This is a genomic window from Bradyrhizobium sp. McL0615, assembly GCF_049993905.1.
Taxonomy (GTDB): Bacteria; Pseudomonadota; Alphaproteobacteria; order Rhizobiales; family Xanthobacteraceae; genus Bradyrhizobium.
The window spans coordinates 7,011,169-7,024,223 of record NZ_CP188254.1 but is presented as its reverse complement, the minus strand read 5'-3'; the positions used below and the strand labels follow the sequence as shown (position 1 = coordinate 7,024,223).

The following is a 13,055-nucleotide window of genomic DNA, read 5'->3' as shown; positions in this document are numbered from 1 at the left end:
CTCAGGTCCCCGGGCCCATCAGGCGCCCGGGAGCCACCTTGCGGTGGCGACTTGGAAAATAAAAAAACCGGATTTTGGTTTCAAAAGGGGTCCAAATTTTTTTCCATCCTCTTCTGACAGCCGGCTGCGGTCGCCTAGGCATTAGAAATCGTGTCCTCCCGGCAGTAGCGCCATGCTACATTTCCCCTGCGGCGCTCGCGGCGGCCTCTCTGAGGGACTAACTAATGCCCACTCCACCCGGGAAGGATTCAGTATCGGCCCCTACCGCAGCCACCGATGCCACTAGGCAGGAGCTACCGTACCGGTTGCGACAACAGTCCCTGCTTGGAGAGTTCGGTCGCTCTGCGATGCAGACCCGGGACATTGGACAAATCCTGCAACGCGCAACCGAACTCTGCGCCCAAGGCCTCGAAACATCCTTGGCCAAGGTGCTTGAGTATATGCCTGACGACAGGCGGCTGCTGGTCCGTGCCGGCGTCGGCTGGGCACCGGGAACGATCGGTCAGGTGTCGCTCGGGATTGATATGGAATCTCCCGCCGGCTACGCGTTCCGGACCGGCCAAATGGTGATTTCAAATCATCTTCACGAAGAAACACGCTTTCGCACGCCCAAGCTGTTGTCGGATCACGGGATCAAGCGGGCGATCAACGTCCTGATCGCGAGAGGCGGCGAGGGCAATCTGCCCTTCGGTGTCCTGGAGGTCGACAGTGCCGACCCCGGCCAGTTCGATGCTGCGGATGCCGACTTCCTTGCCGGCTTCGCTGGTTTGCTCGGTATTGCCATCGAGCGGCAACATGCCGACGCGGACCTCAAGGAAGCACTCGACCACCAGGCCATGCTGACGCGCGAGATGAGCCACCGCGTCAAGAACAGCCTGGCGTCGGTCGTGGGTCTGCTCCGCGTGCAGGGGCGCAACGCGGAGTCGGAAGATGTCCGAAATGCCTTGAAAGACGCGGCTTCGCGCATCACCACGATTGCCCAGGTCCACGACCACTTATGGCGCAGCAACAAGATCGGCTTTGTAAACATCGCGGACTTTGCGGGCGAGCTTTGCCGGAAGCTGCAGGAGACCGTGGCGCACAACGTAAGCTGCGCTTTCGATCCTCTGACGATCTCCGCCGACAAAGCGATTCCACTGGGCCTTCTGATTAATGAGATTGTGACTAATTCCGCCAAGCATGCTTACCCAGAAGGGTCCGGCGAAATCCGCGTTTCGGGCGAACGGCACGGCAGCGACTTGCGGGTGGAAGTATCAGATCAGGGAATCGGTCTTCCAACGGACTTCGATATCGACCAGCCACGGGCGAGTCTCGGCTTCAAAGTGATTAAAAGCCTGATCGCCCAACTTGAGGGACGCATTGCAGTGACGTCCAACACGCCTAAAGGCGTCATGATCCATCTTGACGTGCCCTTGGACGAGAACACGAGCTGAGCCGCGCCGGCGCCGGGGTGATTCAAATATAGCTTGCGGTCAAGGGAACTCCCCATGGATTGCGCCGTTGTGCTCATGATCCCCAAGCGAAGCGGGATCGGCTATCAGCCACAGTCAGCAGCCTCATATGAACAACTCTCTCACCTCCCTGGCCATATTCGGCCTTTTGGGAGCGGCGGTTATTGCCTTGCCGGGGTTTGCGCCTCAGGTGGCCGCGGGCGAGACCTCCGTACTGGCGAAGTCGGACCGGCTTGAACTTCCGACTGTTGCGCGAAATTGTTCGCAGCAGATCTGGCCCCGCTTCGATGCGCAGTGTCTGCATAGCGGCGAGGCGATGGTTCGCGAAGTTCGCCTGGTCACGGCGCGCCGCTAGGCAAGCAGCTTGCAGACGTGGCGAATGGGAGACCTTGATGATCAGTCCAGAAGCTCGCAATGCAATTCAGATCGACCGAGTGTGTAGCGCCGCGATCTGCGAGGAAATAGGTGCTCGGCTGCGGATCAGACTGGCAGGCGAGCATAACCGATTACCGCAACACCTGGTTACGCTGATGGACGCCATTCGGACCAACGATTGAGGTAGCAAGATGAATATGTCGAGCGAAAGCCTCTTGGTCATATTGTTCGTAGGGCTCGTTGCAGGCTGGTTGGCCGGTCAAATCGTACGTGGGACCGGATTTGGGATCGTCGGCGATCTGATCATCGGTATTCTCGGCGCCTTTATAGGCAGTTGGTTGCTGCCCCGGCTCGGCATCCATCTCGGCAGCGGCATCATCAGCGCGATCGTCAACGCCACCATCGGCGCGGTACTGCTGCTCTTCGTGGTGCGGCTTCTCCGCGGTGGCGGTGGATGGGGAAGCAGATGGCGCGGCCGTTGGGGGTGACCCATGCCCGCGTCTCGGCAACGGCTCGTGCGTTTGCCGCGAGAACCACGACCCTGAACTTAGCCCCGGATCGATTCCAGATGAAAGACTTCTCGAATGCGTCGTTTCCGCCTGAAACGATCGCGATCATGAAAGTGGCGTTGGATAGGGCGGTCGCCTCACTGCCGGATCCCGTCAGTTCCGCGCATGTCCAGGCCATTGCGGAAACGATACTCCGCACCGCGAAGGACGGCGAGCGAGACCCCGCTATATTGCAAAGAATGGCATTGATGGAGCTTCAGATCCTGACACGCTGTTGATGGCGGTCCGCAGCGAGGACTTCGAGCTACCGCCCGACCTGCGATCCGTCGAAAGGAACGATTGTTTGTCGCCGGCCTTGATGCATGCAGTCGTGGCCTGGATGTGCCCACCGGAAGGGTGGAAATGCCTACAGTCTTGGTTGTTGAAGATGAGACCCTGATCAGAGAACTCGTCGCGGAAGAACTTGAAGAGGCCGGCTACACCGTCGTCATTGCGAACGATGCCGACCAAGCGATCGCCATTCTCGAAGCCCGTCAGGATATCCGCCTCGTTTTTACCGATATCAACATGCCCGGCTCCATGAACGGGCTGAAATTGGCCGCTGCCGTAAGAGACAGGTGGTCGCCGGTTCATATCATCATTACTAGTGGTAAGGTTCGGCTACTCGAATCCCGGCGAATGCGCTTTTTATTCCCAAGCCCAATGTCGGCAAGAATGTTGTCGCGGCGATGAGAACGTTTGAAAATATGAACTAGAGTCCAGAGGCGGGTGAGTCTTCGCTTTCAAGGAGCCTTTTTCGATACTCATTCAGTCCAACAGGAATCGCGCTGGCTCGATCTCCTAATGAGAGGGTTTACGCCGCATACCGGGTCCGCAGTTGCAAGCCGAGCCAGCATTTCGTCAGGTGGGGCGAACGCCGGACGGGACTAGTGCTTCATGTCTCGGATTGTGTTGTTAAGGCGGGCAATAAAACTATCAACCCAACGATCCTCGCAAACAAGCGCTTCCACTAACAACGCCACTTGCTCTTCGCCGTTCGGTGGAGCGAGCGGCGGCGCAATCTTCTCTTGATAAATGATCATCAGGTAACCCCTTCCTGATGAACCAAGCAGGGTCATGGATGGTTCCCCAAGAAGGGGGCGCATGCTTAACACTGCTATTCCGGGTGAAGCGCGGCCTTTTCCGCCTCCAATTCGGCGATCAACTCGGCAATGCCGTCCAGCGTCTGCTGATCCAGTATTCGACGCGCAATAACCTGGAGGCGCTTAATCTTGATGTCGATCTGATCGCACTGACCACACATTGATTAGCCCCGCATTCGCGCGAGTTAATGTTCGTGAACGGTCTACGCGCATGCGGCTAATTTGTTTCCGCTATCCTAGGCATCCGAACGGGGCCAGACAGAAATTGGTAAGTTGGAACCCGCGCGGTGTTCCAAGTCTCCAAAGTCGTGTCGCAAAGCGAGCATTCGAAGCTGGCGATTTGGCGCTCTGGAGCCATTGCTTCGGTTCGGCTGTCTGTCGTTTGTTTCAGGAGGATTTCGTCACTCAGCCATTCGGCTTCGTGGGGCTTTATCTACCCGTAGACCTCCGTACCGGAGCGGAGCTATCACGATATCTGCGCAGAGGAAGAGGACAGGCGCGGCCGCCTCGTCGTGACTACCTTGGCCGTTGCCTTTTTACGGTAGTTGAAATCGAGGAGGGGGGCGCTGGACGGGTGAAGGACGCGTCAAACGTCGGAGAGTCGAACTCGATGGCTTGTAGTCAGAGGCTATGCTGACAGTATGCGGAGCACGGCCGTCGCGGCAAACGGCCTGCCACTGGCGGACCACGTGACTTGATTGGGCGGTGCCCTCAGTTCCGCCAGAAGCCGCGGAAGCGATTCGGGCTCAATTCAGTATAGCGGACGGTATGTCGGATGTTCTTATGGCCGAGATAGGCCTGCAGGGACCGCGTATCGTGCCCCTTATTGGCCAGCGCGTAGCCACAGGCGTGGCGGCATGTGGGCGTGCACAGGAAAGCCAAGTTCTGCGCCACGCCAAGGCGCCGTGGCGGTCGACTCAAGGAATGGGACTGGCGGATCGCCACCATACAATCGACAGCGCCGGCCGAAGGCGGCCTCTTCAATCTCGCCAGCCACAGTCCGCCTAGCGCGCGCATGGATCTTATCTGACGTTCCCCAGCAAAGCGGCGCCCCGGCGGATCAAGCAAATTTCGAACGTGTCGCGAGCCTGTTCGAGACCTTGTGGGCACCTATCCCGCCTAGAGAGCCGTGAGCCTCGATAACCGCGTGAACCAGTTCACATCAAAATACATCAGATGAGCCTATAAGCGCATCGTTGCCCACAAAACAGCGGTATGTTAGGCTACCGCCATTCAAAGATTGTCTTACCTAATACTGTTGCTTACGGTTTTGGAAATCAATCTGAACCATGGCCCAGATTCGCGACATTAAGTCAGTCCGAAATGGTGAGCCGCCACGCGAGCCGACGCCGCGCCGCCTTGCTGCGATTGTCGCAGCCGATATCTCCGGCTACAGCCGTCTAATGCAAATTGACGAAGAGGGAACTCATAACCGCGTTAAGCGGATCGAGCGCGACCTCATCGAACCTAGCATTACTGAACATCACGGCAAGCTTGTTAAGACCACCGGCGACGGTTTTATCGCAATTTTCGATAGTCCCGTGGAAGCCGTCCGGTGCAGCATCGTTATCCAGCAAAATCTCGTTGGCCGCAACGCTTCACTGCCCGTGCATCATTGGATTGAGTATCGAATAGGTGTCAATCTTGGCGACGTCATCATCGAAGCAGACGACGTTTATGGCGACGGCGTCAATATCGCCGCGCGACTTGAAGGCATCGCCTATCCTGGCCAAGTCTACATCTCCGGCGGCGTCTACGAACAGATAAAGCATAAATTGGTCTGCGGATACGAGGCGCTAGGCGACCGCAAGGTCAAGAACATCACCGATCCCGTGCGAGTCTACCGCGTGCTTTCAGACCCGTCGGCCCTTCGGGGAAGCCGGAAGCACCGCGAAACCATTTTGATCGCCCTGTTGAGCGTTGCGTTAATAATCATTGCGGGCGGTGCCCTGTGGTACATGCTTGTGCAACCTCGCAAGTTGATAAATCAGGCGTCTGCGCCCGTTCCATCTCCTGCGGAAGCACAAGGCGCTCCGGCGCCCGTGGCAAGTTCGCCACCGCCTCCGCCCGCTCGGACGGCGGCGCCAAATCAGCATCAGACGGCCGTGCAGCCTGGTCCCTCTCCAGCATCCAAAAAGGCCGCTTCGCTACCGCCATCCGCTTCACCTATCACACCAGCAAGCCAGCCAACCACCCAGGCTGCGCCGATTCCAGAACCTGAGATGATCTCGCTTCGGGGCGGCAGCTTCGCCATGGGTAGCAATGAAGACTTCACGGAAAAGCCGATCCGGCAAGTCACGGTCAAGCCGTTGGCGATGGGAAAGTTTCCAATCACCGTGCAGGAATGGAACGCCTGCGCCGCCGCAAAATCGTGCGGGTTTTCGGCCGCAGGGAAAGACGATGCGCCGGTTACGAACGTAAGCTGGAGCGATGCAAGGCAATATGTCGCGTGGCTCGCGGAAACCACTGGAAAGGCGTATCGACTGCCGAGCGAAGCTGAATGGGAATACGCCGCCCGCGGCGGCACGCAGACCAGATACTGGTGGGGAGATCAGTTTCAGCCCGGCATGGTCAATTGCAAGGGCTGCAGCGACATCCCAATCAACGATCAACCGGTCAAAGTCGGCAGTCTCAAGCCGAATCCCTTTGGCCTATTCGACATGGGGGGCGGCGTTGATCAATGGGTCGAAGACTGTTGGCACAAAACCTACCAGGGCGCTCCGGCGGATGGATCAGCGTGGGTCGAGAATGAGTGTCCCTCGCACGTGATCCGCTCTGGCTCCTGGAGGAAAGCCTCGGATTATGCCCGGACTTCAAGCCGCAGCAACTATGACACCAACGTGCGCTATCCTACTCATGGGTTCCGCGTCGTGCTTTCTCTCAAGGAGCGTTGAAGAGGCAGTTATGAAGGTCATGCAGCGCATCATTCTCTCAGCAGCGCTCACGTGCCTGCCATTCGCCGCATCCGCTCAAGGCAAACCCGCACACAAGGATGTGCTTCTTTATTTCGTTTGGCCCCAGAACGGCGCCACCATCAAAGGCGGATTCTGGTGCCGCTTCGGACTGCGCAACATGGGCGTTACGCACGCCGGCGATAATTACCAGAACAGCGGCCATCATCATCTGCTGATTGATGTGAATGAGCCGATCGATCCCAAGGAACCGATTCCGCAGGACAAATCCCACCTTCATTTCGGAGCGGGCCAGACGGAAGCGCGGATAGAACTTCCTCCCGGCAAGCACACGCTTCAGCTCGTGCTGGGCGACGCTGGCCACTATCCGTTCGACCCTCCGGTGATCTCGCAGAAAATTGCCGTCACGGTGAGATAAAGCGGAATTCCACTGCAGCTTGTTTGGTCCGGTTTAGCCGCCACAGCGCTCCTTCGTTAACGCGGCGCGTGCTTTTTCCTTGCCGGAGTGTATCTGGCTCGTCAGCAGTGCGGCCGAACGGTGTAGAGGCTCATAGAATGCTCGCGCACGCTTGACATCATTGGTACCGACAGAAAACGTGATGGATCATTCATCACACCAAGCGTATGGGCAGCGGAAGTGTATGTCGTGATCCCGGCCCTCATAACGGTCCTTGAAATTCTGGAGAAAGAACGGCAGCGCCGCCGGAGCTCGTGGGCCACGTCTGCGGACACGTCCTCAGACCATCGCTCGGCGGTATTGAAGGCGACAACGCGCATCGGGTTTTTACATCGACCCGTCAAAAGGTATTGGATGACGGCTTCGAGGCTGGTCGCTTCTTAGTCGGCCCCGCGCGAAGCGCGGTCGACCGTCATCCGCCACCGTAGGCTGATCTCCCTGAGCAATCCAATACGCCGGGTCTGCGCCAAGTGGGTAAGTCGATCGAACATCTCAAATGATACACGCGCCTGAACGAAGACTTCGGCATTGATGTCGATGTTATCAAACTTGTTTCGGCGCAACCGAGCTTCCGTCACGTTGGCGGCATCTCGATCGTCGCGCCATTCTGCGGCTGTCCTTTTGGCGTGTAGGTCTACCCTTGACATGACCTCGGCAGGCACGCCTTCACCGTCCAGTCGTCGCAAGATGGTTTCGATTGCGGTCGCCCGATGGACGTCCAGAATGCTCTTCTTCAATCGCCGGTACCGAAAGAGGTCCCAGGAGAGCTCGACCAGATCCAGCGTCCAAAGCCATTCGATGTTGGTTTGCGGCTGAATATCTTCGACGATCATCTGGCGGAGTCAATTACATCAATGTGGTGAGCAGCCCGATTTAACGCCACGGTCAAACCGCCGGATCGCCAATTATGAACTGCGTAGAGCGGCGACGTTCGAAGGGGTACTGACGTGGGTGGCAAAGATGGTCGATGGCACTCTCGACAGGATTCGAAGCTCAATCGCGGCAGCCCAAAAATCGTCACCAAAGTTCCTTGTAGTCTGGAAATAGCTTCAGTGTCGCGTCGTAGCGTGCTGGCACCATCCAGGGCAGCGACAGCCTGAATATTACATTTGCAAGGGCCGACGTATGGCGCACATAGAGATCAATGGGATCGAGTCGGTGCTTCATATGTAGCTTCGGATCATAGTTTAGCCCGCTGCTGCGAAACCATTTGTACCCTTTGCTGATCCCCCAACTAACCATGTCCCGAACAACATAGTGATAGAGATGCAGGTCGAGTGCAACGGCGTAGTCGAAACCCACATACTCCGCGTACAGCGAATCTCCTTGCACCATGCAAAGGGTGAAGGCCACCAGCTTGTTTCCGCGACGCCACGCGAAGAACCTGATCTTATCGTTCATCCGCTGGCCGAGCTGGCGGAAAAAGTCCTTGGTTAGCTTCTCGAATTGCATCTTTGAGCGCTCGAACACCTGCAGATAGAGTGGATAAATCTCATCGACGAAACATGTCGCATCGTCGGTGACGCTCATGCGAATATCCGATATGCCGGCTGTCGCCTCGAGCTTCTTGCGCAATTTCCTTCGCGACGAGCTTTTCAGGGCCTTTTCCATGTAGACGTCAAAGCTGTCATATGCGATGTCCAGTTTCGTCATCGGCATGCTCGGGGCACGCGAGAAGCCGCATTGCACGAAGCAGTGAAGTATCTTGCGGTAGCGAGCAGGAAATTCCTTCAGCACGACGAGTTGCGCGTTGAGCGATCTTGCTTGCTTAACGATGCCGTCCGACAAGGTTTTCGCGACGATGTTGGAAGGCAGAGTTTCAGTAGCTGAGAGGTGGGCCTCGCCGGCGGAACAACCGGCCATTAAAGCGCGCAGTTTAAGGAAGCGCGGATAGAATCGTCGGACCAGCGAAATCCAACGAATTCGTTTAGGGCCAAGCCCTTCGAGAACATCCTGATCGACGAGGAAGAACGGTTGGATCGCTCGTACTTGGCCGTTGCTATCTACAATCGCAAAATATCGATACTCGAAGTTGTCCCGGACAGTGTCGTCGAGGATCTCGTAATACCGATGATCTTTTCGCTGGTCGGCGAAAGTCGATGTCCAGGGTGCGCATCCTGACAGTTCCGCGCGCGTTAGTACGGAAACCGAGAACGATTCACGGGGCTTGCAGGAAACATCTGGAATAATAGCGCTCACCTCTCCACTCGGCAGGCTCCAGTGTGACTCGTAACCCCGTGCGGTGCTAATTATTTCCGCCTCTTCAGGTTCCGCCGCGTGTCTCGTAGCCGACTGGACGGTGACGGCATGCCTGCTGTGGTCATGCCAATGGTAGACTTACACGCCAAAAGGACGGCAGCAGAATGGCGCGACAATCGAGATGCCGCCAACGAGACGGAAGCTCGCTTGCGTCCCAAGATGGCTTCGATTGCGGTGGCCCGATGGACGTCCAGAATCATCTTCTTCAATCGCGCCGAATCAAGTTTGATAACATCGATATCAATGCCGAAGTATTCGTTCAGGCGCGTGCATCATTTGAGATGTTCGATCGACTTACCCAGGGCGCAGACCCGCCGTATTGGATTGCTCAGGGAGATCAGCCTACGACAAGAATTTGCCCGACGCGCCCGGCACGTCATTGGGACGCTGGACGGTTTGTGATCTTCTCCCATACGCCAAAAGCAGTCTGAAAGAGCGAGTTGGCTGCGAGTTTGTCATATCGGGTCGTGACGCGCCGACATTGCTTGATCTTGTTGAAGAACCGTTCGATCAGGTTGCGCGCGCGATACAGATACGGGCTGAAGCAGTTCGGGTCTTTGCGATTCCGTTTCGGTGGAATGTTGGCCATGCTCCTTGTTGGCGCGCAAGCTCCCTGATCCAGTCCGCGTCGTAGCCACGATCTGCGAGCAACATCGTTTGGGGAAGCAACGCGCTGAGGAGAACTCAGCACAGCCGGTTATCATGCGCCTCGCCGGGCGTGAGAGCGAGATGGACCGGCAGGCCATTGGTGTCCACGACCGCGTGAATGCTCGTCAGGCCTCCTCGCGAGCGACCCATGTCTTGGTGATTGTTGTCCGCGACACAGGCTCCGTGCTGATGCACGCGCACGACAGAGGTATCGATCATCTGCACCGCCGCGTCGTTTGCACTCACCGATTTCGGTACGCGCCGACGCAAAACGAACACGACGCCGCAGCGGGTAACCTGCCTCCACACCACTCGACAGGCAAGCGTGCTGTGAAAGCCGTTGAACGACAGATCAAAGTCCCTGGCAAACATGTAATAAGGCGTGGAGAGACAGGCACCAAAGGCACTGATGTCGCGCACAACACAAGGGTGGACCCCACTAATTCCATCGAAGGAAAGCAATGCCGGCAGATTGATGATTTCGCGCGGCTGAGCGCGACGTTCCCCTGACGTTTCGATCATGGCGAGAACTTCCCGAAAGCTTCTCTGTTTCAGTTCCCGGTCCCGCCGAACCTCGCGAAACGAGATATCCCTTCAGAGGTTGCCTTAACCAGCAGCATCGCTGTCTAATTAAAGTTGGATCGAATTTTCTGGTTAATGCGAAACGAACGGTTCCATATGCACGAAATCGCGCACATCGATACTTCCCGGAGCGTCGGCGCAGTCCCGCCCGTTCTATGACAGCACCACCCGGTGGAGTCGCCGGACGCTCGACAACCGACAGCGGCTGCGCGCCCATGCCGACGCGGTATCGAACAGATCCTGGTTGCTGCGCTGCATGAGTCCTAAAGAAGAGCCGACGGAAGCCGATCAGAAGCGGACAGCCGAGGCGGGCAAAGTACATTGAGATGTAGCCGAACGGGCTGCGGGCGATAATCAAGAAGCTTTGCGAGCGCAAGGATGAAGCCTGGGCAGCTCGAGCCATGACGGCTCCTGGGAAGGCGCGTGGTCAGTTCGCAATATGGCCTATGATCATTGTTGCAGTCGCTCGGCTTGCTCGGCCGAACTGGCCAGGACAGCACCGGACACTGAGGCTTTCGAGGGTCTGTTATCTATGGCTCGGGCCTACCGCAATCAAGCCGAGATACTAAAAGCCAAAAAAAGGGCAGCAAAAAACATCAGTGAACTGCCTCGTGTTAACCCTCGTGCAGCCCGCTTCAAGATGTCCGGCCAGTCTTCCGGTTTGCCTATTAGGATTGACGGCGCGCCGCGATCCATACCCGGCCGCTACCACGCGATGCCCTACCAGGTCGGGCAGGCGGCCAAGGCCGCGGCAAATCCCGTTTGAAATTAGAAGCGCTTCTAAGGGAAAATGCGTGGCGACGGCGCACGGGGTCGAGCCATGCCTGTCGTTCCGGGCGGCGTTTGGATATTGGCGCCGCGAGTATCGACGTTTTCTGACGTCGTCACGAACGCTGCGATGATTGCAATAGCCAAGGCCGTAGCAAAGATAGCTAATACCGTACGGTGGGTCATCATTGCCTTCTGAAAGGGAGACGCGACGGCCTCAGCGGGGAGCCGGGGCCGTCGGTGCTCTGCTCTTGATCCGCCGGAGGACCAACCGGGCTCAACTTGCAACGCGAAGCTGAACTGGATCGTTCCTAAGCATCCCGATATGAAAGCGGCCCTAGCGGAGTCGAGCTAGGACCGCACCTGCGGCCCTGGGGGCCACTGGAGACATGAGCGTACAGGCTTGGATTCGATTCAGACCGACAAATATTGTTCCTCCTTACGGGGCTTTTTAAATTGTTCAAATGTGTACCAACTCGGCAAATGATCTGCATTGAAGGATAATTCGTTTCCGGATCGCTGCTAGACCGATCCTAATCAACATGGGTCGATTTGAATGCTGAACGACGCGCATCCGGGAAACACCATCAGCCATCGCAGCTAATCTGAGTATTGGTTTCGAAACTGAGAAAATGCCGCGAACGCAACATTGCTGAGTGCCTCTGCATCAACATCGTTGAAGTCTCGAATACTAACGACACTCGTACTCGTTTCGCCCCGGTCCCGCTGTCCTGCTGGCTAATTATGCTAATTTACGTGCGGGCACAGACGTCGCTTATTGGGCACTTAGCGGACCTCGGCCAGTGCCTGACTGCGCTCAAAAACGCGCGGCGGATCGTTGCCGGACGGCGGAGGCGCGCTGGACGGCTCCGGTCGACCTGCGGTCTCTAGAGCCGGGCGGCTTTGCCGCGCGCCAAAAATCGAAGCCGGACTTGCTCAGGCAGCCTCTTCATATTCCCGGCTTGGGACTTCATCGGTCACAACGTTGAAACGGGTCAGCCTGGCGTTTCCGAACTGGGTCGATATCGCGACGTCCGCCGCATCGCGGCCGCGGGCGATGACGATACGTCCGATGCGCGGGATGTTGTGCCGAGCATCAAAAGTAAACCAGCGGCCATCTAAAAACACCTCGAACCACGCGCTGAAATCCATCGGCGCGGGGTCTTTGGGCACGCCGATGTCTCCGAGATAGCCCGTGCAGTAGCGTGCCGGAATGTTCATGCAGCGGCACAGCGTGACCGCAAGATGCGCGAAATCGCGGCAAACACCGACCCGCTCTTCGTGGCCCTCAGACGCGGTTCGGTCGCCTCTCGCATGGTGATAGCCGAACCTGATCCGATCATGCACGTAATCGCAGACGGCCTGCACGCGCTCCCACCCGCCGGGGATAGACCCGAAGAGCGACCACGCAAGATCTGTGAGCTTCTGCGTATCGCAGTACCGGCTGCCGTAAAGGAAAGGGAGGACGTCGTCAGGCAGGTCCTGGACTGCCCATTGCTCTGCGCCGGGAGCGACCTCGTCCGGCAGGCCGCTATCGCGGATCAGCAAGTTGGTGCGGATTTCAAGACGTCCTGCGGGTGCGAGAAAGCGCGTCCAGACATTGCCGAACGGATCGAGGCCCTGCCTGGCTCTGATGTCCGGCCTCAGCTCAATGCGCTGCGGGCTAAGAAGGTCTTTCTCGTGTGACGGATGCACGCTGAGCAGGAGCACCATCGGCACATCCTGATAGCACTCGAAAGCGATGTCGTAGCCTGCCCGAATCTTCAAGTTAATCTCCCGTGCGAAATGCATCCGATAAGCCCGGGAGTAATGCTTGGTTCCTGAGGATCAGCGCAGAAAAAAGCGGCACAAAGCTCCTGATGCCCGCGTGCAAAGTTCACTTTTGTACAGAAGTAGCTGCACAGGGATTGTTGTCAGGTGCGCGCGAACCTGCGAGTTTGGCAGCACATACA

General features: G+C 57.4%; 14 protein-coding genes and 1 pseudogene. 9 read left to right on the top strand and 6 right to left on the bottom strand.

The genetic code is table 11. From position 1 onward, the window contains the following. Positions 1–224: 224 nt before the first annotated feature. From ACPPVP_RS33970 to ACPPVP_RS33950, 5 genes are all read left to right on the top strand, one after another. A complete protein-coding gene (locus ACPPVP_RS33970) occupies positions 225–1,433 on the top strand; it encodes a sensor histidine kinase (protein WP_426527927.1) in 1,209 nt (402 codons plus the stop codon). A gap of 127 nt (positions 1,434–1,560) precedes the next feature. Beyond that, positions 1,561–1,806, top strand: a complete 246-nt coding sequence (locus tag ACPPVP_RS33965) for a hypothetical protein (RefSeq protein ID WP_426527926.1) — start codon at positions 1,561–1,563, stop codon at positions 1,804–1,806. Positions 1,807–2,017: 211 nt separating this feature from the next. Further along, on the top strand, positions 2,018–2,314 hold the full coding sequence (locus ACPPVP_RS33960) for a GlsB/YeaQ/YmgE family stress response membrane protein (protein ID WP_426527925.1): 297 nt from the start codon (positions 2,018–2,020) through the stop codon (positions 2,312–2,314). Positions 2,315–2,394: 80 nt separating this feature from the next. Further along, positions 2,395–2,613 (top strand): hypothetical protein, encoded by a 219-nt coding sequence (locus ACPPVP_RS33955; RefSeq protein WP_426538213.1) that lies wholly within the window; start codon positions 2,395–2,397, stop codon positions 2,611–2,613. Between the two features lie 124 nt (positions 2,614–2,737). Beyond that, on the top strand, positions 2,738–3,067 hold the full coding sequence (locus ACPPVP_RS33950) for a response regulator (RefSeq protein WP_426527924.1): 330 nt from the start codon (positions 2,738–2,740) through the stop codon (positions 3,065–3,067). Positions 3,068–3,261: 194 nt separating this feature from the next. On the opposite strand, the gene ACPPVP_RS33945 is transcribed toward ACPPVP_RS33950, so the two are convergent. Further along, a complete protein-coding gene (locus ACPPVP_RS33945) occupies positions 3,262–3,453 on the bottom strand; it encodes a hypothetical protein (protein WP_426527923.1) in 192 nt (63 codons plus the stop codon). A gap of 2 nt (positions 3,454–3,455) precedes the next feature. On the opposite strand from ACPPVP_RS33945, the gene ACPPVP_RS33940 reads away from it, so the two are divergent. Next, positions 3,456–3,641 carry a hypothetical protein gene (locus ACPPVP_RS33940; RefSeq protein WP_426527922.1) on the top strand — a complete coding sequence of 62 codons (186 nt, stop codon included), beginning with the start codon at positions 3,456–3,458 and terminating at the stop codon, positions 3,639–3,641. Between the two features lie 547 nt (positions 3,642–4,188). Here the strand turns inward: ACPPVP_RS33940 and ACPPVP_RS33935 are convergent. Next, positions 4,189–4,425, bottom strand: a complete 237-nt coding sequence (locus tag ACPPVP_RS33935; RefSeq protein ID WP_426538211.1) for a tyrosine-type recombinase/integrase — start codon at positions 4,423–4,425, stop codon at positions 4,189–4,191. Between the two features lie 341 nt (positions 4,426–4,766). Between ACPPVP_RS33935 and ACPPVP_RS33930 the strand changes: the two genes are divergently transcribed. After that, positions 4,767–6,371: an SUMF1/EgtB/PvdO family nonheme iron enzyme gene (locus tag ACPPVP_RS33930; RefSeq protein WP_426527921.1), complete on the top strand. Its 1,605-nt coding sequence runs from the start codon at positions 4,767–4,769 to the stop codon at positions 6,369–6,371. A 10-nt stretch (positions 6,372–6,381) separates the two neighbouring features. Further along, positions 6,382–6,807 carry a DUF4399 domain-containing protein gene (locus ACPPVP_RS33925; protein ID WP_426527920.1) on the top strand — a complete coding sequence of 142 codons (426 nt, stop codon included), beginning with the start codon at positions 6,382–6,384 and terminating at the stop codon, positions 6,805–6,807. Positions 6,808–7,226: 419 nt separating this feature from the next. Here the strand turns inward: ACPPVP_RS33925 and ACPPVP_RS33920 are convergent, their stop codons facing one another. Next, positions 7,227–7,679: a hypothetical protein gene (locus ACPPVP_RS33920; RefSeq protein ID WP_426527919.1), complete on the bottom strand. Its 453-nt coding sequence runs from the start codon at positions 7,677–7,679 to the stop codon at positions 7,227–7,229. Between the two features lie 184 nt (positions 7,680–7,863). Further along, positions 7,864–9,045, bottom strand: coding sequence for a GNAT family N-acetyltransferase (locus ACPPVP_RS33915; RefSeq protein ID WP_426527918.1), 1,182 nt, complete (start codon positions 9,043–9,045; stop codon positions 7,864–7,866). 242 nt (positions 9,046–9,287) lie between these two features. Between ACPPVP_RS33915 and ACPPVP_RS33910 the strand changes: the two genes are divergently transcribed. Beyond that, on the top strand, positions 9,288–9,536 hold the full coding sequence (locus ACPPVP_RS33910) for a hypothetical protein (RefSeq protein WP_426538439.1): 249 nt from the start codon (positions 9,288–9,290) through the stop codon (positions 9,534–9,536). Here ACPPVP_RS33910 and ACPPVP_RS33905 read toward each other — a convergent pair. Both ACPPVP_RS33905 and ACPPVP_RS33900 read right to left on the bottom strand, forming a co-directional pair. After that, positions 9,482–10,275, bottom strand: a pseudogene (locus ACPPVP_RS33905) (IS5 family transposase). The gene ACPPVP_RS33910 and the pseudogene ACPPVP_RS33905 overlap by 55 nt on opposite strands. A gap of 1,764 nt (positions 10,276–12,039) precedes the next feature. Then, positions 12,040–12,870 (bottom strand): transglutaminase-like domain-containing protein, encoded by an 831-nt coding sequence (locus tag ACPPVP_RS33900; protein WP_426527917.1) that lies wholly within the window; start codon positions 12,868–12,870, stop codon positions 12,040–12,042. Positions 12,871–13,055: the final 185 nt, after the last annotated feature.